Source organism: Novosphingobium aromaticivorans DSM 12444 (genome assembly GCF_000013325.1).
GTDB lineage: Bacteria > Pseudomonadota > Alphaproteobacteria > Sphingomonadales > Sphingomonadaceae > Novosphingobium > Novosphingobium aromaticivorans.
Genome location: NC_007794.1, coordinates 2483548 through 2505287, shown reverse-complemented (window position 1 = coordinate 2505287; position 21740 = coordinate 2483548). Strand labels below are relative to the sequence as shown.

The following is a 21740-nucleotide window of genomic DNA, read 5'->3' as shown; positions in this document are numbered from 1 at the left end:
GCACTGCTCAGGGCACCATGCAAGCGGCCTGGAGAATGCCGACGCCAAGCCCCATGCCGCCGACGAACAGGCCGGATGCGGTGCAGCCCTCGGTGATCCTGTCAGAGATGGCGCGAAACAGGAACCGCGAGACCGCCACGAACACGAGCAACTGCACGACTGCCGCCACCGCGCCCCAGAGCAGCATGTCCGGAACGCTTGCCGCATGGCCGATCACGATGCTGACGGGCACTGCAAAGCCCAGAAAGGTGCCGACAAGCTGCGTTGCGGCGGCGACATTGCCCGCCCGGATCAGCGCGAATTCCCGGTGCGGCGTCGCCTGAGCGTAGAGAAACAGGAACGTCACCGCGAGTGCGATGGCCGCGCCAAAGTAGGCAAGGAAATGCGGCAGCGCCGCCGTGAAGTACCCCAGCATCCATTCCCCCGTCATCGGATCGCACATGCCGAGAAGAGCAGCCGTCGCCCCATCTGGCAAGCATCAACGCGTGGCGGCGATCCAACCCCGCACCTTGGCCTCGAGAACCGGCATCGGCAGCGCGCCGCTCCCCAGAATCTGGTCGTGGAACTGGCGGATGTCGAAGCGCCGGCCCAGTGCCGCCTCCGCTTCCCGGCGCAGGCGCTGGATCGTCAGCGCTCCGATCTTGTAGGCCAGCGCCTGACCCGGGTTGGCGATGTAGCGGTCGACTTCGGCCTGCGCATCGGTGCGGCCCATGCCGGAATTGGCCAGCATGTAATCGACCGCTTCTTCTCGGCTCCATCCCCTGGTGTGAAGGCCGGTGTCCACGACGAGCCGCATCGCGCGCAGCATTTCGTCGTCGAGCGTGCCCCAGTGCTGCATCGGGTCCTTGTAGAACCCCATCTCGTAGCCCAGCGTCTCCGCATAGAGCGCCCAGCCTTCGATATAGGCCGTGTTGCCGCCAAAGCGCTGGAAGTCCGGGAGGTTCGCGTTTTCCTGCGCCAGGCTGATCTGGAAGTGATGCCCCGGCGCGCCTTCATGGAGATAGAGCGTGGTAACGCCGGTCAGGAAGCGGCTCTTCAGGTCATAGGTATTGTAGAAGAATACGCCGGGTTGCTTCCCGTCAGCCGATCCCTGCGCATAGCTGCCGCCTGCCTCGAACCGTGCGCGGTAGGCGGGGTAGGGCTGTATCAGCAGCGGTGTGAGGGGCAGGTGCAGGAAGTACTGCGGCGCCAGCGCGTCGACCTTGCGGCCCACGGCGCGGAACCCCTCCGCCAGTTCCCGCTCCGTGTGCGGGTGGTACTTCGGGTCGGTCCGGATGTGGTCGAAGAAGCTGCGCAGCGGGCCCTGGAAACCGAGCTGGCGCTTCACGTCCTCCATTTCGGACTGGATGCGTGCCACCTCAGATAGACCCAGTTCGTGCACCGCCGCCGGGTCGAGGTCCACAGTGGTATGCTGCCGCGCCAGCAGTCGGTATAGCCGTTCGCCGTCTGGAAGCGCCGAAAGGCCGACCTGCTCGCGCGCCACGGGCCGGTATTCGTTGGCTAGGAAGCGGCGCAGCGTCCGATAGGCCGGATAGATCTCGCGCCGCGCCACCGTCGCCAGCTCCCGCGCCAGCCTGGCGCGTTCGGCTGCCGGCACATCGTCCGGAAACTGCCGCGCAGGAGCCAGGAATGGCGAACGGTCTACCGGCTGGGCCAGCAGCGCGTCGATCTGCACGATCATGTTGTCGACTGTCAGCCGAGGCTCGGTAACCCCGCTGGCCATGCCTTCCCGGAACCGGGCGATGGCCTGGCCGAAGACCTGCGGCAGTGCCTTGTGCCGCGCAATGAGCAGCCGATAATCCTCGACCGTGTCGAGTGCGATGCCGCTGCCCGGTGCGGAAAGCTCCGGATAGGCGACATGGAAGCCGCCGAAGTGGTTGAAGGGCTGCGCCGCGAAAAGTGGCTGGACGTCGGGTGCGAGAAGCGCCTGTTCGTTCCGCTTTGCATCCTCGAATACTGCGCGCGAGATGCGGCGGTTGCGATCGAGCTTTGCCGGATCGATCCTGGCCAGCTCGGCCAGGGACCGGGCATTCGCCTCGCGCCGTTCGCGGATGAGTTCCGGGGTGAACAGCAGCACGAACCGCTCGACCGGGACCTTGTGTCCCTGCTCCAGCGAGCCGAGCGGGTCGAGTTGCATCGAGACTTGCGCATCTTCCGCGAACAGGCGGTCCAGCGCCACGTTGGCCGAAGTGACGGGCAGGGGAGGCGGTGCCGCGTCGATCCGGGCAGTCGGTATCGTGTCGGCCGAAGCGCCTGTCCGGGCCGTCGCCGGTGCGCACCCGGCAAGGATGATCGCCAGTGCGATCGCGCAGGTCGAAACGCGACGCGTCAGTGCCACGGGCGCGACCTGTACCACTTGGTCAGCACGTACTTGGTGCCTCGCACGACCGGCATGCCGGCATGCATCGCATTGGCGTTTGGCGTTCCGTCGGGCTTCATGTTGTTCCAGATCAGCAAGGCGCCCGGCTGGGGCGGGATGGAAAGGTTCACGCGCGCAAACTCCGTCTGGCCGCCTTCCTCCACCGCGTTCAGATAGGCCATTGCCGTCCAGCTACGCTGGCCCCCGCGTTTTTGTTCCGCGTCCCAGAACGGCTGCGAGGGCAGGAAGTGGTCGTAGTGGCCCCGGAATTCCTGTCCCGGCGCATAGCGCTGACCCTGGATCGTCTCGCCGAAGCTGGGGTCGATTCCCATCAGATCGTCGATCCGGCGTTGCAGCATGAGCACGAAAGGGTCGAACGGATCGACATCGCCGGTATAGCTCGTCCGGCCGCTGGCATCGGTCCCGCTGTAGGTCGGGGAAGGGCGCGCCACGCTGTCCACGATGGCCATCAGCTTGGCGCATTCCTCGGCTGAAAAGAAGTCAGCGACGCCAAAAATCTCAAGATCGTCCAATGGGATGCGGTAAACGCCGGGGTCGGCAGAAAGCCGCTTGCGAACAGTTTCGCCGACCTTGGCAAGGGCAAGCGTTTCAAGCGACGAAGCGGCTTTCCGTTTGAATAATGACATGATCGAAAAGGGACATGCTTCATTGGCCGGACATTCGCAAGGGTGGTGAATTGATCCAAACCGGACCGATGATGTCGTTTTCAGTAAGCATTCCATGCTGCTTTGGGTTAACCGTAACGTCAGTTATTCAATCGATTGGGTCGTCAGTCCTGTTGCGATTACCGGTGAGGGCGTTGGGGCGGCGTCTTTGGCGGATTGCGAGAGATGCTCTCGCGCGTAGCCGGCCTGCGAACGGGTGGGAGCTATCCTTGGACGCCTTCGTTGATCGGGAACGCGAGTGCATGCGCCTCGCCGTCTCGCTTTACAGCCTTCGCCGGAAGCGCGACGCCGTCGCGGGGACCAAGGGGCTGTTTGGCGAGCCGGGATGGGACATCCTGCTCGACCTCTACATCGCGGAACGGCGGCGCATTGAAATCCAGGTGTCGAGCGTCTGTCTCGATGCCGGCGTCCCTTCGACCACCATACTCCGGTGGATTGCCCGCCTCGAAGCCGATGGGCTGATCTATCGCGTCAACGATCTGGCCGATGCCAGGCGACGATTTGTCCGCCTGACGGAGCAGGGCCAGAAGATCATGCATGCGGTGCTATGTTCCATGGGCAACATTGCCGTGGACTGATCCGTTGAGGATTTCTTGTGGCCGGCAGGCCGGATGGGCCAAAGCCCCCGTGCATGAAGCACGGAGGCCAAGGCAACAGGGATCGACGTCGGCTTACCAGAAGAAGTCGTAGATCACGTCCACCACTTCGCCGGAGTAGGTGTCGACCAGCAGCACGTCATCGTAGTAGCGCACCCAGCGATACGGACCGTAGGCTGGGGGCAGGCGATAAGACCATGGATCGTTGATCCAGTAGCTGCTGCCATAGAAGCCCGAATTCAGGAATATCCCGATCGACAGGCGGCTGTAGTTGTAGCCCCGGTACGGCGCATAATAGCGCGGCATCCGGTAGACGTGGCGGTGGCTGTCGCGATAGCCGTACCAGTTGTAGCGGTTGTCGCGGCGCCAGTCGTTGCTCCACCGGCGGTGGTCATCGCGTCGGTCGCCGCGCCACCCATCCCGGCGATCCCGCCCATCCCGGCGATCGTTGTCGCGCCGCCAGCTATCTCCGCTACGCCAGCTATCTCCGCTGCGCCAGCTATCTCCGCTGCGCCAGCTGTCGCCGTTGCGATAATCGCGCCGGCCATCGTTGCGGCCGCCCCAGGTGGTGCCGCGGCCATCGCGATTGTCGCGGTCGCGGTTGGACCATTCGCGGCCGTCATTGCGGTCGCGGTTGCGATTCCAGTCGCGGCCCGTGTTGCGATCCGGATTGGTCGGGTTCCAGCGGGTGCCGTCCCAGCCGCGCTGCGGAGTGGCGGGAGTTGCTGCACGCGCTGAGGGTGCAGGGCGCGTCACCGTGCCCGATTGCCAGTCACGGCCCGGGCGCTGGCCGCCGCTGCGATCCTGCGAACCCCAGCGCGGCGCATTGTCCGCGTTGCCCCGGCCCTGCCATGCAGGTGCGCTGCGTTCCGGACGCGCCTGTTGCTGACCGCCGCCCCAGCCTGAGCGCTGCTGCGGCTGGGCCTGCGTCTGGGCCTGGCCCTGCGCGCGGCCACGGAATTCACCGCCGCGGTCGCCCCCACGATCGCCACCACGGTCACCGCCGCCCCAGCGACCGCCGCGCTCTTCGCTGCGCTGCGGCTCTGCCATTGCAGATGTTGGAATGGCCGCCGCCGACATCGCGACGGCAAGTGCGGCGAGCGCACTGGTCCTGAAAATTGACTTGCCGGACATGATGGCCGACCCTTTCCCGAATGAGCGAGCCGCAAGAACCTTTCGCGGCTTTAATATGTTCGTAATAATCGAGTCGCGCTGTCGGGTGGCTGAACCAGGTTGATGGCTCAATATTCAGGTTCGAGTCCTTTTTGATGAACAACCAGGCACGCGCGGGGCGGTTCAGGCAAGACAGGCCGGCCGGCCTGCGCTAGCTGCCAGTAGTCGGTGATCGGTCATCGGTGATCAGCCGTCGGACATGAGGGACACGTATGACGAAGGCGACTTTCCTTGCCCTGGCCGGCGCCATCCTCGCCCCGCAGGCGGCCCATGCGGGCCCGGCAGCAACGCTCGCCGATCTCGCCTGGCTTCAGGGCACGTGGGAGGGAGAAGGGGTAGAGGGCGCTCCGGCCGTTGAGGCCTATTCCCCTCCGGCGGGCGGACAGATGGTCGGCCACTTCCGCCAACTCGACAAGGATGGTTCGGTGATGTTTTACGAACTCATCACCATCGTCGAGGAAGGCGACTCGCTCGCCTATCGCCTCAAGCATTTCAATGCGGACCTGACCGGCTGGGAAGACAAGGACAAGATCGTGTCCTTCCCGCTGACGGGCAGGACCGCCACTCGCTTCGATTTCTCGGGCCTTGCGTATGAGCGCACGGCGAAGGACCGCATGACCGCAACCGTCGTCGTCAACGAGGGCGGCAAGCAGGAAACGCTGGTCTTCCGCTTCCGCCGCAAGGGGCGATAGGCGGAAGACCAGGGCGTCTCGTCAGCGCGTCAGCTTCTTGTACGCCAGGCGCGTCGGCCGGTCGGCCGCATCGCCAAGGCGGCGGCGCTTGTCTTCTTCATAGGCGGCGAAGTTGCCTTCGAACCATTCGACGTGGCTGTTGCCCTCGAACGCGAGGATATGCGTCGCCAGACGGTCGAGGAAGAAGCGGTCGTGCGAGATGACCACGGCGCAACCGGCGAAGTTTTCGATCGCGTCTTCCAGTGCGGCCAGCGTTTCGACGTCGAGGTCGTTGGTCGGTTCGTCGAGCAGGAGGACGTTGCCACCCTCCTTGAGCATCTTGGCCATGTGGACGCGATTGCGCTCACCGCCTGAAAGCTTGCCGACGTTCTTCTGCTGGTCCTGGCCCTTGAAGTTGAACGCACCGACATAGGCGCGCGTCGACATGTCCTGGCCGTTGACCTTCATGTAGTCGAGGCCGTCCGAGATTTCCTCCCAGACGTTCTTCTTCGGGTCGAGATGGTCGCGGCTCTGGTCGACATAGCCCAGATGCACGGTCGAGCCGATCTCGATCGTGCCGCTGTCGGGCTGCTCCTTGCCGGTGATGATCTTGAACAGCGTGGACTTGCCCGCGCCGTTCGGACCGATGACGCCGACGATGCCGCCCGGCGGCAGGATGAACGAAAGGTCCTCGAACAGCAGCTTGTCGCCATAGGCCTTCGAGATGTTCTTCGCCTCGATGACCTTGCCGCCCAGGCGCTCGGGCACCTGGATGACGATCTGGGCCTTGCCGACGGCGCGGTTGTCCTGTGCGTTCTGCAGTTCCTCGAACTTGCGGATACGCGCCTTGGACTTGGTCTGGCGCGCGGCCGGGGTCTGCCGGATCCACTCGAGTTCGCGGGCGAGCGCCTTCTGCTTGCCGCTTTCCTCGCGCTCTTCCTGCGCCAGGCGCTTGGCCTTGGTCTCGAGGTAGGTCGAGTAGTTGCCCTCGTACGGGAAGTACTTTCCGCGGTCGAGTTCGAGGATCCAGCCCACCACGTTGTCGAGGAAGTAGCGGTCGTGGGTGATCATCAGAACCGCGCCGGCATATTCCTTGAGGTGGTTCTCAAGCCATTCGACGCTTTCGGCGTCGAGGTGGTTGGTCGGTTCGTCGAGCAGCAGGATCGACGGCTTCTGGATCAGCAGGCGGGTCAGCGCGATGCGGCGCTTTTCACCGCCCGAAAGGCTGTCCACCGGCCAGTCGCCGGGAGGGCAGCGCAGCGCTTCCATCGCGATCTCGAGCTGGTTGTCGAGCGTCCAGCCGTCGACAGCGTCGATCTTGCCCTGCAATTCGCCCATCTCTTCCATCAGCGCGTCGAAATCGACGTCCTCCGGCGGATCGGCCATGATGTTGGAGATCTCGTTGAACCGGTCGACGAGGTCTGCCGTCTCGCGCGCGCCGTCCTTGACGTTCTCGAGCACGGTCTTGCTCGTGTCGAGCTGCGGTTCCTGCGGCAGGTAGCCGACGGTGATGTTCTCGCCCGGCCAGGCCTCGCCCGTGAAGTCGGTGTCGATCCCGCCCATGATCTTCATCAGGGTCGACTTGCCGGCGCCGTTCGGGCCGACAATGCCGATCTTGGCGCCCTGGTAGAACTGCAGGCTGATGTTGTTGAGCACCGGCTTCTGCGCGCCGGGGAAGGTCTTCGTCATGTTCTTCATGACGTAGGCGTATTGGGCAGCCATGTCGGGTCCTTGGGTATAAGGCGAATAGAGTTGCGCCGCCTCTATCCGAGCGCAACCGTGCGGGCAAGCGGGGCTTGCGCCGGAAGGGTGGCGGAGGGGCTTGGCAGAGTACTGGACGCAAGATAGGCAAGGTTTCATGCGAAACAAGTTCCGCGCCGCTGCGCTAACCGCCGCCATTTTCGTCCCCCTTGCCGCACAGGCCGAAGAACCGAAAGGCGATGTCGCCTGGGACATTCTCGCCGGCCTCACCAGCGAAGTCGGCCCGCGCATGCCGGGCAGCGAGGCCGAAGCGCGCGCGCGAACATGGGCGCAGGCGCGGCTCGAGGCGCTCGGTTTCAGCGGCGTCGCCATCGAACCGTTCACGATCCGCGGCTACGTGCGCGGCCGCGACGAGGCGAGCCTCAAGGCCCCGATCCCGTTCCGCCTGGCTGTCACCGCACTTGGCTACAGCGGCACAACGCCCGACAAGGGCATCGAAGGCGACGTCGTCTACTTCCCCACGCTCGATGCGCTGAAGGCAGCGCCCGCCGGATCGCTTGCCGGAAAGATCGCCTTCATCGACCATGCGATGAAGCGCAGCCAGGATGGCAGCGGCTATGGTCCCTACGGCAACGTTCGTCGCCAGGGGCCCGCCATCGCTGCGGCCAAGGGGGCCATGGGCGTCGTCATCCGCTCCATCGGCACGGACAGCCACCGCAATCCCCACACCGGCGGCACGACGTTTCCCGATGGCGTGAGCCCGATCCCGGCGGGCGCAGTGTCCAACCCGGACGCCGATCTCATCGCCCGCATCGCCGGCGGCGGCAAGCCGATGCGGCTGGCGATGACGCTTACCGGCAGGACGACCGACAACCTGCCTTCGGGCAATGTCATCGGCGACTTGCCCGGGCGCGACCCATCGCTTCCCCCCATCCTGCTCGGCTGCCACCTCGATAGCTGGGACCTCGGCACGGGCGCCATCGACGATGCGGCGGGCTGCGCCATCATCACCGCCGCCGCGCTCAACGCGCAGGAAGGCGGCAGGCCGCTGCGCACGATCCGCGTCCTGTGGGCGGGGTCCGAGGAACTCGGCGGCTTCGGCGGCAAGGCCTATGCGCAAAGGCACGCGGAGCCGCACGCGCTCGCGATGGAGAGCGATTTCGGCGCCGCGCGGGTCTGGCGTGTCAATTTCAACCTTGGCAGTGCCAGCAAGCCCCTGGCCGACCGTATCGCCGCCGCCCTTTCACCGATGGGCATCGTGCGCGGATCGGGCAAGGCCGATGGCGGGACCGATGTCGAGCCGGTGATCGAGAAGCAGAAGCTCGGCGTGGTCGATCTCAACCAGGACGGCACCCACTACTTCGACCTGCACCACACTCCCGACGACACTCTCGACAAGGTCGACCCGGCCGATCTGGCGCAAAACGTCGCCGCGTGGACCGAAGTTCTCAGGATCGTCGCGAACGAGCCGGGTCCCATCGTCGCGGCCGACTGAACTTGCGCCCTTACGAAAAAAGGCTCCCCGTCGCGGGGGAGCCTTTTTCCGTTGCGTGGCGCCAAGGCCCGTTCAGATGCGTTCGATGATGATCGCCGGTGCCATGCCGCCTGCCGCGCACATCGTGACCAGGCCATAGCGCCCGCCCGACCGCTCCAGTTCGTCGAGCGCGGTGCCGATCAGGATCGATCCCGTCGCGCCGATCGGATGGCCCAATGCCATCGCGCCGCCGTTGATGTTCACCTTGTCGCGGTCCAGTTCGAGATCGCGGATGAACTTCTCGGCCACGACCGCGAAGGCCTCGTTGATTTCCCAGACGTCGATGTCGTCCTTCGAAAGGCCAGCCTTGTCGAGGACCTTCCTTGCCGCCGGCACCGGAGCGTTCAGCATGAGCGTCGGGTCATCGCCCTGGTTGGCATAGGCAACGATGCGCGCGCGCGGCTTCAGGCCATGCTTCTCGGCATAGGCGGGTGAAACGATCAGCAGCGCCGCCGCACCGTCGACCACGCCGGAGGAGTTGCCCGCGTGATGCACGCCCTTCCACTCCAGTTCCGGATAGCGGCGCTGGATCTGCTTGCGGAACGTGGTGCCGCCAAGGTCGAAGTCGGCAATTCCGTCGAAGCTTGCCTTGAGCGAGGACAGGCCTTCCATCGTCGTTTCCGGACGCGGGAATTCCTCGTGGTCGAGCGCCACCGTGCCGTCGGGGTTGTAGACGGTGACCACCGACTTGTCGAAGCGCCCCTCGCGGATCGCGCGGTCGGCGCGTTCCTGGCTTACGAGGGCGAGCGCGTCGAGCGCCATGCGGTCGATCCCCTCGCGCGCGGCAATGGCATCGCCGCACACGCCCTGGTGCGACTGCGGGTGCAGGGCATCCAGTTCCATGTTGCCCGAACCCATGCCCAGCGGCTTGATCCCGGCATTGGCCAGCTCCGCGCCGTGGGCGGCGGTGAAGCTCATCATCTCGGTGCCGCCGGCGATCACGCAATCTTCCATGCCCGACATGACCGAGGCGCAGGCAAGGTTCACCGAAGTGATGCCGCCGCCGCAGAACCGGTCGAGCGTCGTGCCGCTGGCCGAGATGTCGTACCCTGCCGCCAGCGCTGCCATGCGGCCAAGATCGCCGCCCTGCTTGCCCACCTGCGACGAGGTCGACCAGATGATGTCGTCGACGGTCGAGGTGTCCAGGTCGTTGCGGTCCTTCAGCGCCTTGAGCACCGTCGCGGCAAGATGCTGCGGGTGCAGGTGCGAAAGGGCGCCCTTGCCGGGCTTGCCGATCCCGCGCGGCGTACGGACGGCGTCGATGATATAGGCTTCGGGCATCTCAGGCTCTCCGGTTGCGATCTTTGACTTTAATCGATCGATTAACGTGCCATTTGTGCATGTGCAAGCCGATTCCGACGGCTCGACAGCAGGCGCGTGCCGTGCCAGCCTGAAGGCAAGGCGATCCCCCGAAGAGGCTTCCCATGCTCCAGCAAGAACTGCTCGAACAGGCGCGCGGATTTTCCGACGCCATCGTCGCGTTGCGACGCGCGATCCATGCCGAACCCGAACTCGGCCTGCACACCCCCCGCACGCGCGACAAGGTGCGCAACGCGCTTGCCCACCTGCCGCTCGAATGGCGCGAGGGGCCGTCGACCACGGGGCTCGTTGCCACGCTCAAGGGCCGGGCTGGGCCGGGTCGCCGCGTCCTCCTGCGCGGCGACATGGACGCCCTGCCGATGACAGAGGAAACCGGGTTGCCGTTTTCCTCGACCATCCCCGGCGCGATGCATGCCTGCGGGCACGATACCCACACCGCCATGCTGGCGGGCGCCGCCGAACTTCTTTGCGCGCGGGCAGACCGGATCGCGGGCGAGGTCCAGTTCATGTTCCAGCCGGGAGAGGAAGGCTTCCACGGCGCGCGTTTCATGCTCGAGGACGGGTTGATCGATCCGCTGCCGGATGCCGCGTTTGCGCTGCACGTCATGCCCAACAGCCCGCACGGCCTCGTTGCTGGGCGCGCCGGGCCGCTGCTCGCCTCGGCAGACCAGTTCGACATCGTGGTGCAGGGGCGGGGCGGCCACGCCTCGATGCCGCACGATGCTCTCGACCCGGTGCCAGTCGCCTGCGAGATCGTGACGGCGCTTCAGGCGGTCGTCACCCGCAAGTTCCCCGTCTCCGACCCGGTCGTCGCCACCGTGGCCAGGATTGAGGCGGGCACCGCGCACAACGTCATTGCCGATCGCGTCGCCATGCGCGGCACGCTGCGCACGCTTTCCGCCACCAATCGCGCCCGCCTCCACGAAGCGCTGACCCGCGTCGCCACCAACATCGCCGCCGCCCACGGGCTGAGCGCCGATGTCGCGATCACTCCCGGTTTTCCGGTCACCGTCTGCGATGCCCGCGCGGTCGATCTTGGCGAGAAGGTCGTCCAGGATCTCACCGGAGAGCGTGGCTTCCATCGCCTCGACAGCCCGATCATGGGGGCCGAGGATTTCTCTTACGTCCTTGAAAAGGTGCCAGGCGCGATGTTCTTCCTCGGGGTGGCCCACGAGGGCGTCGACTGGCGCTCCTGCTGCTCCATCCATTCGACCCGCATGATGGTCGATGAAAGCGTGCTGCCGCTTGGCACTGCAGTCCTTGCGGGTTGCGCCGAACGCTTCCTTGCCGAGGGTTTCGCATGATCTGGTGGAACGGCGAGATGCCGTCAATGGATCGGCTGACCCGGCTCGGCAGTTCCTCGATGCCCGCGCACCTCGGCATCGAGTTCGTCGATTGCGGCGAAGATTGGGTGCGCGGCCGGATGCCGGTCGATCATCGCACCCACCAGCCATTCGGCAGGCTCCACGGTGGCGCTTCGGTCGCCCTTGCCGAAACCATCGGCTCGATGGCCGGGGCTATGGTCGTCGATCCCGATCGCTTCGCCACGGTCGGCATGGAGATCAACGCCAACCACCTGCGCCCCGTCCGCGACGGCTGGGTCTATGCCACCGCACGGCCCGATGCACTGGGCAGGACCACGCACGTCTGGTCCATCCGGATCGAGGATGAAGCCGGGAAACTCGTTTGCGTTTCAAGGCTTACTTTGGCCGTCATTCCGCTCGAACGGAAATGAAACGTATGTTTCTAATACGATTTTTCGGAACCAATCACTAGGAGGTGCATTCCAGCCGGCAGGTGCCGCTGACATGAACGACAAATCCTCCGACAACTTTCCGCCGCCTGGCTACACGGATCAGGCCCACACCGCGTTCGATCCGGCTGTGGCCCGCTTTCGCGCACAGCATCCCGAAGATACCTTCGAAGGTGCGTCCGGAGTGCTGTTCGAGCAGGCGATGGCGCAGACCAGAATGGCGATCTGCCTGTGCGATCCGCACGAGAAAGACCTGCCCATCGTTTTCGCGAACCGGGCCTTCCGCCATCTTACCGGCTATGACGAACACGAGGTCGTCGGCCGCAACTGCCGGTTTCTGCAAGGCCCCGGCACCGACCCTGCGGCCGTCGCCCGGATCAAGGCCGCGCTCGAGCGCGAGGACGTCATCGTCGTCGAACTGCTCAACTACCGCAAGGATGGCACGGCGTTCTGGAATGCGCTCCATTTGGGTCCGGTCTATGACGCCGATGGCCGGCTGATCTACTTCTTCGGCAGCCAGTGGGACGTGTCCGACGTCCGCGCGGTTCGCGCGGATGAGCGCCATGCCCGCCAGCTCGCCCGCGAATTGTCGCACCGCATGAAGAACATGTTCGCCGTGATCGGCAGCATCGTGAACTTCACCGGCCGTGTACGCGGCATCGAAGTCGAAGCGCGCGAAATCAACGATCGCATCCAGGCGCTTGGCCGCGCCTACGAGACCACGCTCGACGATTCGCACCGCGAGACGGTCGAAGTCGGGCAGGCGATCCGCGCCGTTCTCGCGCCTTACGATCCCGATGGCACGCGCATCGCGTTCGAGGGCAATGGCCTGCGTTCGGACTTCGCTTCCGTCTCTGTGCTCGGCCTGTCGCTTCACGAACTGGCGGTGAATGCCATCAAGCACGGCGCGCTCAGCGCCGATAGCGGAAAGATCACCGTGGCCTGGCGCAAGAACGGCTCGACAGAGGGGCCGGCGATCAGAATCGACTGGGTGGAACAGAGCGCTTCGCCGCGCGTCTCCCTTGATACCGGAAACGATGGAATTGTGGACCGCATGTTGGACATGGCAAGGGGTGGAATTGTGCGCGAATGGCATCAGGACGGGCTTCGGGCCCGACTGAACATTCCCCTCCGGGAGAATGCCGAATGACGCTCATGCACCCCTCATCGGGCGAGCCCTGCCGTGTTCTGGTTCTCGACGATGAGCCACTGATCCTTCTCGACCTGGAATTCGCCGTCGAGGATGCCGGGTGCGAGCCGCTTACCGCGCTCGATCTGGGCGAGGCGCTGTCCATCGTCCAGTCCACCGCTATTTCCGCCGCAATCCTCGATGTGTCCCTGGGGCAGGGGCAGACCTGCGAACAGGTTGCCCGCACGCTTGCCGGCATGGGCATTCCCTACGTCCTTCACACCGGAGATCTGGACCGCATGGACGAAGGCGTACGCAAGCTGGGCGGCACGCTCGTGCCCAAGCCCACGCCCGCTGCGGTCGTGGTGGCGCGTGCCCTCGAACCCCTGGCGGCGCGGACGGCCTGAGCCTTCGGGCACGCCCGGCAGTTTTGTGCTTGCCAGCGCCGTGCTTCTCGCGCCAATGCCTGCGCGAGTTACGGGTTTTCAACAGCAACGGATTTGGCAGGCGCATGGCGCAGGATCGCGTTCTTCCGCTCGAGGGCATTCACAACTTTCGTGACTACGGCGGTTATGCCGCGCGGGGCGGTCGGCTGCGCAAGGGCGTGTTGTGGCGCTCCGGCCAGCATTCCGAGGCGACGCCGGACGACCTGGCGAAGGTGCAGCGGATCGGCCTGGGCACCGTCGTCGACCTTCGCGGCGATAGCGAGCGTGAAGCCAACCCCTGCCTGCGCCACGAGGATTTCGCGGGTGAGGTCCTGTTCCATCCGGGCGAGACTGCCAGCGTTCGCGGGCGGGCCGCTCACGAGGAAATGGCGCGCGAGGTGCGCTCTGCCGCCGATGCGCACCAGGCCATGCTCCGCCTTTATGAGACCCTGCCGTTCCGTCCGGTCCTCGTCGGCACGTTCCGCCTCTACATGCAGGCCCTGGCAGGGCGTGATGCGCCCAGCCTTCTGCATTGCCTCGCCGGAAAGGACCGGACCGGCGTTGCCGCCGCGCTGGTTCACCATCTGCTCGGCGTGCATCCAGACGACATGATGGCCGACTACCTGCTCACCAACACCGCCGGCAACGCCGAGGCGCGGATCGAGGCCGGTGCGCGGCATGTCCGCGAAGGGTTCGGCCGGTCGATGGACGATGCTGCGGTGCGAGTGCTGATGGGCGTCGACGCGGCCTTCCTCGACCGCGCCTTTGCCGCGATGATCGAAAGCCACGGCAGCGTGGAGGACTATGCGCGCGATGTCCTCGGCGTCACCCCGCAGGCGCTCGAGGCGATGGAGCGGCGGTTGGTGGAGGCCTGACTGCAGCATTCCCGGCGGCCTCGCTAAAGAAAAACTGTCGGATAGCTGCGGAAAAAGCGGGGCGGGCGGACTCGCTTTTGGCTCCGGCGCCGCTTATCTCGCCTGCCGACGGCCAGCCTGCCCGTTGGAGGAGTTTCCATGGCGACGACGCACAAGACCCGCATGCTCATCATCGGTTCCGGCCCGGCCGGACTTTCCGCCGCGATCTATGGCGCGCGCGCGGGGATGGAGCCGATCGTGGTGCAGGGTCTTCAGCCTGGCGGCCAGCTCACCATCACCACCGACGTCGAGAACTACCCCGGCTTCCGCGACGTGATCCAGGGTCCCTGGCTGATGCAGGAAATGCAGGCCCAGGCCGAACACGTCGGCACCCGCATGATGTGGGACACGATCCTCGAGGTCAGCCTCGATGGCTCGCCGTTCCGCGCCGTGGGCGACAGCGGCGACATCTACGAAGGCGACGTGCTGGTCATCGCCACCGGCGCCCAGGCAAAGTGGCTCGGCGTGCCGGGCGAGCAGGAGTTTTCAGGCAAGGGCGTTTCGGCCTGCGCCACCTGCGATGGGTTCTTCTATCGCGGCAAGAAGGTCGTCGTGATCGGCGGCGGCAACACCGCGGTCGAGGAGGCGCTCTACCTCACCAACCATTCGCCCGACGTGACCCTGATCCACCGCCGCGACAGCCTGCGCGCCGAGAAGATCCTGCAGGACCGTCTCTTCGCCCATCCCAACGTCAAGGTGCTGTGGAACCAGAAGGTCGACAGCTTCGTGGGCGAGGCGGGCAAGGGCCTGACCGGCGTGAAGCTGGTCGATACGGTCACTGGCGCCGAATCCGTCGTCGAAACCGACGGCGCCTTCGTTGCCATCGGCCACGCGCCGGCCACCGAATTGTTCAAGGGCAAGCTCGAACTCGACGAGAGCGGCTACATCGTCGTTCAGCCCGGCACGCCCAAGACCGCGATCCCGGGCGTCTTCGCATGCGGTGACGTCATGGATCACACCTATCGCCAGGCGGTTACCGCTGCCGGAACGGGCTGCATGGCGGCGCTCGACGCGGAACGCTTCCTCGCCGAACTGGACTTCAAGGCCGCACAGGCCGTTATCGCGTAAGCGCTTCGACCAGCCGCGCGTGGAGCCATTCGCGCGCGGCCTCGTCGGAGAAGCTGTGCGATGCGCTGTCGATCCGCGCGATGCGCGGGTCTTCGCCGCCCCAGGCCTCCTCGAACATCTGCGCGGTGCGATCCCGGCTCGCCAGCAGGATCGCCACGGGACCGGCGAACGCGTCGAGTCCGGCCTTCATGTCCTGCGCCAGTCCGGCGTGGGCAGGGGAATGCCCTGCGGCGGTGCGCAAGCCCCTGGCCAACTTGCCGAGGTTCACGCCGCCCGAAAGCAGCCGCCAGATCTCTCGCGGGCTGGCCAGCTTGCCCAGGTAGCGGCTGCGAATGGCCGAGGCCGGCATGGCATCCGGTGCTTCCTCGCCGTCGATCGTCCAGGGATTGGCCAGCACCAGCCCGTCGACCTGAAGCTCCGCGCCAAACAGCATGAGCGCCGCCGCCGCATCGCAATTTCCGAACGCGACGATCCGCGAAAGGTGCGGCGCGGCGCTGCGGAAGGCCGCCAGCGCCGCCGCGATGTCGGGCAGGGCGCCGCGAAACGACAGGTTCTCGCCCTCGCTGTCGCCCACGCCACGCCGGTCGTATCGAAAGACCGGGAACCCGGCGTGCGCCAGCCTGGTTGCAAGCTGTGCCTGTCCAGACCATGCGCCTGCCCGCAGTTCGTTGCCCCCCGAAACAATTAGCAGCCCCGTGCCATGGCTCGCCCCGTCGATGTCGAGCGTGCCGACCAGCGTCGCGCCCTCGCAAGCGAACGTCAGATGCCGCCGCGTCATTCGCCAAGGTCCTGCGCGATGAGGCGTGCGAGCGCGGCCGATTGCTCGGGCGCCGCCGCGGGTTCTGCCCGCAGCCACAGCCCGGCGCCGCCGAGTTCGCCCTGCGACACGATCCGCTGCCCCTCGATTTCCGGCAAGGCGTTCTCGAGTCCGGCGATCAGCGAGGCACCGCAGTGCCACCCGGAAAGCTCCAGCCCCTGTGTGCGCCCCTGTTCCAGAAGCGCGGCGCTGTCCTCGTGCCGCCCCGCCTCACGCGCCGCGATCACACGTGCGCGGATCATCTGGCGCAGGATCGACGCGCCCTTCGCCGGCTCCAGAACCCAGCCCGGAAGATGGCCCGGAAAGACCAGCGCCCCGCCGCGCACCGCCAGCACGTCGGTCGCGCCAAAGTGCCGCGCCGCCTGCGCCATCGCCCCGCGCCAGGCGTGAAGGCTCTGCGCCGAAAAGTGCTGGCTGCTCTCGTTGCAGCCCGGAAGGTCGGGGAGGAAGCTGTCGATCCCCGCTGCGTCCAGCGCCCGCATCGCATCGACGAGCATCCGCCGCATGCGGTTCGCCTCGTCGAAAGGAGGGGGAACGATCAGCAGGCGCCGCTTGCGTGCGCGGTCGAAGCCGAAGGCATATTCGTCGCAGTGGCCGTCAGGCCCGGGGCAGGGCCAGCTTGCGATCACGCGGCGACTTTGGAATCCAGGAAGGCCAGCAGGTTGCCATAGGTTTCGAGCAATTCGCCATCGACCTCGTCGTCCTCGATCACGATGTCGAGGCGGTCCTCGATCTCGGTCAGCAGGCCGGCGACCGCCATCGAATCCAGCTCGGGCAGATCTCCGAACAGGCCGGTGGAGGCATCGAACGCGGCGACGCGTTCTGCCGAAAGGCCAAGCACGTCTTTCAGGATATCGCGCAGGGTGCTGTCGGTGTCGGTCATCGGGCCCCGGGTGTGGTTAGGTGGCGCTAGGTGCTTTTAGGTGTCGTTCGGGTCAGCCCTTAACCATCGCCATTTCGCGACACAAGAGGCCGCATGATCTGCCCGGCCAGTGTCCGGGCCAGCGCCAGGGCCAGCGAGGGCCAGTGCCGCACTGCGCCCGGACGCCAGGCCTGCACGCTCCAGCGCGAGCGCACGTCGTCCATCCAGTCGCGCTTGTAGGGATCGTCTCCTGTCCCGAAATCGATCAGGTCCACGCGGTCGCGGTCGATCACGTGTTCGAACATCGCGGCCGTCAGGAGCGTCCCGGGCGAGGATTTTCGGAAGCGTTCGTCGTGGGCGAGCTTGTGGATGTAGGCCGTGCCACCCTCGACGGTCCAGAACTGCGCGGCCACTGCCGCTCCGTCGATTTCGGCAATGCCGAGCCGCAGCCGCCCCGCCTCGCCATCGGCTTCGGCCCATTTGCGCAGGAATGCCGGGCTGCCTTCGCCCGGCTTCCAGCTCAGCCTGTAGATCGTCTCGTAAGCCTCCCAATCTTCGGGAGAAAATTCGGTCAAGATGCGCAAGGATACTTCGCCCTTGCGGCTCTTGCGACGCACCGTCTCGCGCAGCGCGCCCGGACGCTCGGCCCAGTATTGGGCGAAGGACCGCCCCTCGACCGGAAGCACATGGTTGACGTCGCAAGGCGCCGCGAGCGTACACCACCCCGCGTTCCGAAAGGCGCGGGCAAGCAGGCGCGCATCTTCCTCGGGCAGTGGCGCGAACGCGGCGCGCCCGTGCGGAAGCGCCTCGACTATCCGTGAAAGAAGAGCGCTATCGCCAAGAGGAGAAACAAAAAAGCTGTACCAGTTGGCCAGCGCGTCGATCCGTCCCTCGCGCTCGATCCAGGGGAGCGCGGCCATGCACTCGCCGCTGGTGACCACGCTCAGGCGCGCCCGCGCCGGGTCGAGGCATTCGTTCGCCAGCAGCGCCAGCCAGTCCAGCCGCTCGAACGGCGAGGCGCCTTGCAACCCCTTCAGGCGCGGGTCGGCTTGCGCTTCCTCGAGACTGGCGTGATAGACGTTCAACGTTCCAGCATTCCTTAGTCGAGACCTGCGTGACCGCCGAGCCCGATCCCACCGTCCATCCGCTCGATCATCTTGCCCTTCGCGGAGAGCGGGGGGCGCCTGCGCTCGTGCTCAGGAACCACACCCTAACCCACGAAGCGTTAAATGCTCGTGTAGGACTGCTCGCGAACTGGCTGCAATCGCGCGTGCCGGAGCGCGGCGCGCGGGTGGCGACGTGGCTGCCGAAGTCGGAGCTGTCCTGCCTCATGCCGCTGGCGGCGGTCCGTGCTAGTCTTGTGCACGTGCCGGTCAATCCGCTGCTCAAGCGCGGGCAGGTCGCGCATATCCTGGCCGACAGCGGCGCGGCGCTGCTCGTGTCGAACAAGGCGCGGCTGGATTCGCTGGAACCCGGCGACGCGTCGTGCCCACTGATCGAGGAGCCCGCCGCATGGGCCGAGGCCGAAGCGCTTGGCGGGCAATTGCCGCCATCGGACGCCGCGCCGGACAGCCTTGCCGCGATCCTCTACACCAGCGGGTCGACCGGAAGGCCCAAGGGCGTGATGCTGAGCCAGGCGAACCTCTGGCTGGGGGCGGTCAGCGTGGCGCACTATCTGCGGCTGTCGCCCGCAGACCGGGTCCTTGCCGTCCTGCCGCTGGCGTTCGACTATGGCCAGAACCAGTTGCTCTCGACCTGGTATGCGGGTGGCAGCGTGGTCCCGCTCGATTATCTGACGCCGCGCGACGTCGTGAAAGCCGTCGAGCGGCATGGGATCACGACGATTGCGGCAGTTCCGCCGCTGTGGCTGCAACTTGCCGAACTGGACTGGCCTGAAGCTGCCCGCTCGCTGCGGCGCCTCACCAACAGCGGCGGCGCGCTGACGCCGTCGCTGGTTCGCGCGCTGCGCACGCGCTTCCCCGAGGCGGACCTCTACCCGATGTACGGCCTGACCGAGGCGTTCCGCTCAACGTATCTGGACCCCGCGCTCGTTGACAGCCACCCGACATCGATCGGCAGGGCCATTCCCTTTGCAGAAGTTAGTGTCGTCAATGACTTGGGGGATGAAGCTGAGGTCGAGGAAGAGGGTGAGCTAGTTCACGCCGGCCCTTTGGTGGCGCAAGGTTACTGGCAGGATGCGGAGCGTACCGCCGAGCGGTTCAGGCCTGCGCCCCCGTTCTCGAAGCTTGGCGGGATGGCGGTCTGGTCGGGGGATCGGGTCCGGCGCGATGCGGAAGGCCTGCTGCATTTCGTCGGGCGGCGCGACGCCATGATCAAGACCAGCGGCAACCGCGTGAGCCCGCAAGAGGTCGAGGAAGCCGCGGTGGCGACGGGCCTCGTCGCGGAGGCCGTGGCGCTGGGCCTGCCGGATCCGCACCTGGGCCATGCGATCCATCTCGTCGCTCGCGCTTCTGGCGACGTGGAGGCGGCACGGGCCGGACTGCTTCCGGCACTGACGCGCGCGTTGCCCAACTTCATGGTGCCGCGCCAGGTGCATTGGCGCCAGGTCATGCCGGTCAGCCCCAATGGCAAGCTCGACCGCGTTGCGCTGGCCGCCGAACTGGCGCAGGACGTGCAGGCATGAAACCGCTCGGCCCGATCCCGCCCGGATACGAAACCATCGACGGCGAACTGGCCGTGGATGGACACAAGGTTACCGATCTCGTGATGCAGGCCGGCGGAACGCCGCTCTTCGTCTATTCACGCGCGTTGCTGACCCGGCGGGTTCAGGATCTGCGAGCTGCCATGCCGGAGCGGCTGGCCATACATTATGCCGTAAAAGCAAATCCTTATATTCCATTATTAAGCCACATGCTGGAGCTGGTTGATGGGTTCGACATCGCCTCTGGCGGCGAACTTGCCATCGTGCGCGACGCCGGGATCGATCCGGCCATGGTCAGCTTCGCGGGGCCCGGCAAGCGAGACGCCGAACTCGAGGCGGCGATTGCGGCGGCCGTTACGCTCAACCTTGAATCCGAAGGCGAGGCGACGCGTGCGCTGGCCATTGCCGGGCGGCTGGGGATCGTCCCCCGTCTCGCGATCAGGGTGAACCCCGATTTCGATCTCAAGGGATCGGGCATGAAAATGGGCGGCGGGGCGAAGCCGTTCGGCATCGATGCGGAGCGCGTGCCTGCTCTCGCCCGCAAGCTGATTTCCGCCGGGGCGGAGTGGCGGGGCTTCCACATCTTCGCCGGAAGCCAGGCTCTGTCGGCCGACGCGATCATTGAAACGCAGGCGCAGACGATCGGGCTGGCCGCGCGGCTGGCCGAGGAGACGGGCGCGCCCTTGCCGAAGTGCAATCTCGGCGGCGGCTTCGGCATTCCATATTTCCCGGGTGACGAGCCGGTCGACGTGGTTGCGGTCGGCGCCGCGCTTGGCGACCAGTTCGCGGCGCTGCCCGATGTCCTCCGGGACACGGCATTCTGCATTGAACTAGGCCGCTATCTCGTTGGCGAGGCGGGGATTTACCTGGCGACCGTGATCGACCGCAAGGAAAGTCACGGCGAGGTCTATCTCGTTACCGACGGCGGCCTGCATCACCAGCTCGCCGCCTCGGGCAACTTCGGCACCGTGGTGCGCCGCAACTATCCCAGCGCCATCGCCACGCGCTTCGGCGCGGCGGTGGAGGAGGAGGCGAGCATCGTTGGCTGCCTGTGCACTCCGCTTGACCGGCTGGCCGACAAGGGCGGCTTTCCCCGGACAGATACCGGCGATCTGGTGGTAATCTTCTGTGCCGGTGCCTATGGGGCGAGCGCCAGTCCCGCAGCGTTCCTCGGGCAGGGTCCGGCCCGGGAAATGCTTGTCTGACAAAGCGATAGTTCCCGACCGTTAACGCTTGGCGCGGCGTCGGTCCCAGTTCGGGACAGCGACGAATGCGCGCTTGGCGCAGGCCGGCCGACCAATCAAGGCTAACGCAATCTTCACCCTTTTTGGCGATAGCCTCGGGTGAATTGCGGATACCTGTCCCCGGCCGTTCCGCGGCCGCCGGGCGGTCTTTTCGCAACAGGAAGGACTGGCAATGCCCTTGATTTCGCGCGTCTACCGTATGCTTGCCGGCACGGCCATGCTGAGCCTTGCCCTGTCGGGCTGCGGCGGCGTCGGCGGCGGGCCGCAATTGCCGCCAGCCTCGTTCGTTGCGCTTCAGGAAGGGCCGGGCGAGGAGTACGTGATTGGCCCGCTCGACGAACTGACGATCTTCGTCTGGCGCAATCCGGAACTTGGCGCGAGCGTGCAGGTGCGGCCCGACGGGCGCATCACCACGCCGCTCATTACCGACATGCCGGCTGTGGGCAAGACGCCCTCGATGCTGGCCGAGGACATCAAGCTCCAGCTTTCGCAGTACATCCAGGAGCCGATCGTCTCGGTCATCGTCAACAAGTTCGCGGGCACGTTCAGCCAGCAGGTGCGCATCGTGGGTGCGACCGAGAAGCCGGCCTCGATCCCGTTCCGTGCGAACATGACGCTGCTCGACGCGATGATCGCGGTGGGCGGGCTTTCGGAATATGCCGCAGGCAACAAGGCGCGGTTGGTGCGGTTCGACAAGCAGTCGGGCGCGCAGAAGGAATACGCGGTGCGCATCGGCGACCTGCTGCGCAAGGGCGATACCAAGGCGAATGTCCTGCTGATGCCGGGCGACGTCATCATCATCCCCGAGAGCACGTTCTGAGCAGCG

At 66.0% G+C, this 21740-nt stretch carries 22 protein-coding genes; 12 read left to right on the top strand and 10 right to left on the bottom strand.

Annotated elements, in window-relative coordinates; genetic code table 11:
* Positions 1-7: 7 nt before the first annotated feature.
* Genes SARO_RS11860 through SARO_RS11850 form a run of 3 tightly spaced genes read right to left on the bottom strand, consistent with a single transcriptional unit; the run spans position 8 to position 3006 of the window.
* The gene (locus SARO_RS11860) at positions 8-442 is read right to left on the bottom strand and encodes a DUF350 domain-containing protein (RefSeq protein WP_198136620.1); all 435 of its coding nucleotides are present in this window, start codon (positions 440-442) and stop codon (positions 8-10) included.
* A 36-nt stretch (positions 443-478) separates the two neighbouring features.
* Positions 479-2338: a DUF885 domain-containing protein gene (locus tag SARO_RS11855; RefSeq protein WP_011445998.1), complete on the bottom strand. Its 1860-nt coding sequence runs from the start codon at positions 2336-2338 to the stop codon at positions 479-481.
* Complete coding sequence (locus SARO_RS11850) at positions 2329-3006, bottom strand: prolyl hydroxylase family protein (RefSeq protein WP_041550316.1); 678 nt, start codon at positions 3004-3006, stop codon at positions 2329-2331. The genes SARO_RS11855 and SARO_RS11850 overlap by 10 nt, the downstream gene beginning before the upstream one ends.
* 281 nt (positions 3007-3287) lie before the next feature.
* Between SARO_RS11850 and SARO_RS11845 the strand changes: the two genes are divergently transcribed.
* A complete protein-coding gene (locus SARO_RS11845) occupies positions 3288-3623 on the top strand; it encodes a MarR family winged helix-turn-helix transcriptional regulator (RefSeq protein WP_086000191.1) in 336 nt (111 codons plus the stop codon).
* A gap of 93 nt (positions 3624-3716) precedes the next feature.
* Here SARO_RS11845 and SARO_RS11840 read toward each other — a convergent pair whose 3' ends face one another.
* Positions 3717-4775 (bottom strand): RcnB family protein, encoded by a 1059-nt coding sequence (locus tag SARO_RS11840; protein ID WP_011445996.1) that lies wholly within the window; start codon positions 4773-4775, stop codon positions 3717-3719.
* A 251-nt stretch (positions 4776-5026) separates the two neighbouring features.
* On the opposite strand from SARO_RS11840, the gene SARO_RS11835 reads away from it, so the two are divergent.
* Entirely contained in the window at positions 5027-5506 is a 480-nt protein-coding gene (locus tag SARO_RS11835; RefSeq protein ID WP_011445995.1) for a DUF6265 family protein, read from the top strand.
* A gap of 21 nt (positions 5507-5527) precedes the next feature.
* On the opposite strand, the gene ettA is transcribed toward SARO_RS11835, so the two are convergent.
* Complete coding sequence (ettA, locus tag SARO_RS11830) at positions 5528-7207, bottom strand: energy-dependent translational throttle protein EttA (RefSeq protein WP_011445994.1); 1680 nt, start codon at positions 7205-7207, stop codon at positions 5528-5530.
* 136 nt (positions 7208-7343) lie between these two features.
* On the opposite strand from ettA, the gene SARO_RS11825 reads away from it, so the two are divergent.
* On the top strand, positions 7344-8681 hold the full coding sequence (locus SARO_RS11825) for a M28 family peptidase (protein WP_041550312.1): 1338 nt from the start codon (positions 7344-7346) through the stop codon (positions 8679-8681).
* A 72-nt stretch (positions 8682-8753) separates the two neighbouring features.
* Here SARO_RS11825 and SARO_RS11820 read toward each other — a convergent pair whose 3' ends face one another.
* Complete coding sequence (locus SARO_RS11820; protein ID WP_011445992.1) at positions 8754-10001, bottom strand: acetyl-CoA C-acetyltransferase; 1248 nt, start codon at positions 9999-10001, stop codon at positions 8754-8756.
* A gap of 143 nt (positions 10002-10144) precedes the next feature.
* On the opposite strand from SARO_RS11820, the gene SARO_RS11815 reads away from it, so the two are divergent.
* From SARO_RS11815 to trxB, 6 genes are all read left to right on the top strand, one after another.
* Complete coding sequence (locus tag SARO_RS11815) at positions 10145-11344, top strand: M20 metallopeptidase family protein (protein ID WP_011445991.1); 1200 nt, start codon at positions 10145-10147, stop codon at positions 11342-11344.
* On the top strand, positions 11341-11775 hold the full coding sequence (locus tag SARO_RS11810) for a hotdog fold thioesterase (RefSeq protein ID WP_011445990.1): 435 nt from the start codon (positions 11341-11343) through the stop codon (positions 11773-11775). The genes SARO_RS11815 and SARO_RS11810 overlap by 4 nt, the downstream gene beginning before the upstream one ends.
* Positions 11776-11848: 73 nt before the next feature.
* Positions 11849-12943: a PAS domain-containing protein gene (locus SARO_RS11805; protein ID WP_011445989.1), complete on the top strand. Its 1095-nt coding sequence runs from the start codon at positions 11849-11851 to the stop codon at positions 12941-12943.
* On the top strand, positions 12940-13329 hold the full coding sequence (locus SARO_RS11800; protein ID WP_011445988.1) for a response regulator receiver domain-containing protein: 390 nt from the start codon (positions 12940-12942) through the stop codon (positions 13327-13329). The genes SARO_RS11805 and SARO_RS11800 overlap by 4 nt, the downstream gene beginning before the upstream one ends.
* A 104-nt stretch (positions 13330-13433) precedes the next feature.
* A complete protein-coding gene (locus SARO_RS11795) occupies positions 13434-14222 on the top strand; it encodes a tyrosine-protein phosphatase (protein ID WP_011445987.1) in 789 nt (262 codons plus the stop codon).
* A 138-nt stretch (positions 14223-14360) separates the two neighbouring features.
* On the top strand, positions 14361-15329 hold the full coding sequence (gene trxB, locus SARO_RS11790; RefSeq protein ID WP_011445986.1) for a thioredoxin-disulfide reductase: 969 nt from the start codon (positions 14361-14363) through the stop codon (positions 15327-15329).
* Here trxB and SARO_RS11785 read toward each other — a convergent pair.
* Genes SARO_RS11785 through SARO_RS11770 form a run of 4 tightly spaced genes read right to left on the bottom strand, consistent with a single transcriptional unit; the run spans position 15319 to position 18093 of the window.
* Positions 15319-16107 carry a hydrolase 1, exosortase A system-associated gene (locus SARO_RS11785; protein ID WP_011445985.1) on the bottom strand — a complete coding sequence of 263 codons (789 nt, stop codon included), beginning with the start codon at positions 16105-16107 and terminating at the stop codon, positions 15319-15321. The genes trxB and SARO_RS11785 overlap by 11 nt on opposite strands.
* Positions 16104-16775, bottom strand: coding sequence for a hypothetical protein (locus tag SARO_RS11780; protein ID WP_011445984.1), 672 nt, complete (start codon positions 16773-16775; stop codon positions 16104-16106). The genes SARO_RS11785 and SARO_RS11780 overlap by 4 nt, the downstream gene beginning before the upstream one ends.
* Positions 16772-17029 carry an acyl carrier protein gene (locus tag SARO_RS11775; RefSeq protein ID WP_011445983.1) on the bottom strand — a complete coding sequence of 86 codons (258 nt, stop codon included), beginning with the start codon at positions 17027-17029 and terminating at the stop codon, positions 16772-16774. Before SARO_RS11775 ends, SARO_RS11780 begins: the two co-directional genes overlap by 4 nt.
* Positions 17030-17088: 59 nt before the next feature.
* Positions 17089-18093, bottom strand: coding sequence for a GNAT family N-acetyltransferase (locus tag SARO_RS11770; protein WP_011445982.1), 1005 nt, complete (start codon positions 18091-18093; stop codon positions 17089-17091).
* A gap of 29 nt (positions 18094-18122) precedes the next feature.
* On the opposite strand from SARO_RS11770, the gene SARO_RS11765 reads away from it, so the two are divergent.
* The 3 genes from SARO_RS11765 to SARO_RS11755 all read left to right on the top strand — a co-directional run bounded on the left by SARO_RS11765 (position 18123) and on the right by SARO_RS11755 (position 21734).
* Positions 18123-19652, top strand: coding sequence for an acyl-CoA ligase (AMP-forming), exosortase A system-associated (locus SARO_RS11765; protein ID WP_011445981.1), 1530 nt, complete (start codon positions 18123-18125; stop codon positions 19650-19652).
* Entirely contained in the window at positions 19649-20875 is a 1227-nt protein-coding gene (locus SARO_RS11760; RefSeq protein WP_011445980.1) for a pyridoxal-dependent decarboxylase, exosortase A system-associated, read from the top strand. The genes SARO_RS11765 and SARO_RS11760 overlap by 4 nt, the downstream gene beginning before the upstream one ends.
* Positions 20876-21086: 211 nt before the next feature.
* Positions 21087-21734 carry an XrtA/PEP-CTERM system exopolysaccharide export protein gene (locus SARO_RS11755; protein WP_011445979.1) on the top strand — a complete coding sequence of 216 codons (648 nt, stop codon included), beginning with the start codon at positions 21087-21089 and terminating at the stop codon, positions 21732-21734.
* Positions 21735-21740 lie beyond the last annotated feature (6 nt).

Excerpts from the sequence above, each read along its gene's own strand:
- SARO_RS11850 (WP_041550316.1), bottom strand. The coding sequence starts at position 3,006 with ATGTCATTATTCAAACGGAAAGCCGCTTCGTCGCTTGAAACGCTTGCC.
- SARO_RS11825 (WP_041550312.1), top strand. The coding sequence starts at position 7,344 with ATGCGAAACAAGTTCCGCGCCGCTGCGCTAACCGCCGCCATTTTCGTC.
- SARO_RS11775 (WP_011445983.1), bottom strand. The coding sequence starts at position 17,029 with ATGACCGACACCGACAGCACCCTGCGCGATATCCTGAAAGACGTGCTT.
- SARO_RS11820 (WP_011445992.1), bottom strand. The coding sequence starts at position 10,001 with ATGCCCGAAGCCTATATCATCGACGCCGTCCGTACGCCGCGCGGGATC.
- SARO_RS11845 (WP_086000191.1), top strand. The coding sequence starts at position 3,288 with ATGCGCCTCGCCGTCTCGCTTTACAGCCTTCGCCGGAAGCGCGACGCC.
- SARO_RS11860 (WP_198136620.1), bottom strand. The coding sequence starts at position 442 with ATGTGCGATCCGATGACGGGGGAATGGATGCTGGGGTACTTCACGGCG.
- SARO_RS11785 (WP_011445985.1), bottom strand. The coding sequence starts at position 16,107 with ATGACGCGGCGGCATCTGACGTTCGCTTGCGAGGGCGCGACGCTGGTC.
- SARO_RS11815 (WP_011445991.1), top strand. The coding sequence starts at position 10,145 with ATGCTCCAGCAAGAACTGCTCGAACAGGCGCGCGGATTTTCCGACGCC.
- SARO_RS11805 (WP_011445989.1), top strand. The coding sequence starts at position 11,849 with ATGAACGACAAATCCTCCGACAACTTTCCGCCGCCTGGCTACACGGAT.
- SARO_RS11835 (WP_011445995.1), top strand. The coding sequence starts at position 5,027 with ATGACGAAGGCGACTTTCCTTGCCCTGGCCGGCGCCATCCTCGCCCCG.
- trxB (WP_011445986.1), top strand. The coding sequence starts at position 14,361 with ATGGCGACGACGCACAAGACCCGCATGCTCATCATCGGTTCCGGCCCG.
- SARO_RS11795 (WP_011445987.1), top strand. The coding sequence starts at position 13,434 with ATGGCGCAGGATCGCGTTCTTCCGCTCGAGGGCATTCACAACTTTCGT.
- ettA (WP_011445994.1), bottom strand. The coding sequence starts at position 7,207 with ATGGCTGCCCAATACGCCTACGTCATGAAGAACATGACGAAGACCTTC.
- SARO_RS11810 (WP_011445990.1), top strand. The coding sequence starts at position 11,341 with ATGATCTGGTGGAACGGCGAGATGCCGTCAATGGATCGGCTGACCCGG.
- SARO_RS11760 (WP_011445980.1), top strand. The coding sequence starts at position 19,649 with ATGAAACCGCTCGGCCCGATCCCGCCCGGATACGAAACCATCGACGGC.
- SARO_RS11755 (WP_011445979.1), top strand. The coding sequence starts at position 21,087 with ATGCCCTTGATTTCGCGCGTCTACCGTATGCTTGCCGGCACGGCCATG.
- SARO_RS11800 (WP_011445988.1), top strand. The coding sequence starts at position 12,940 with ATGACGCTCATGCACCCCTCATCGGGCGAGCCCTGCCGTGTTCTGGTT.
- SARO_RS11840 (WP_011445996.1), bottom strand. The coding sequence starts at position 4,775 with ATGTCCGGCAAGTCAATTTTCAGGACCAGTGCGCTCGCCGCACTTGCC.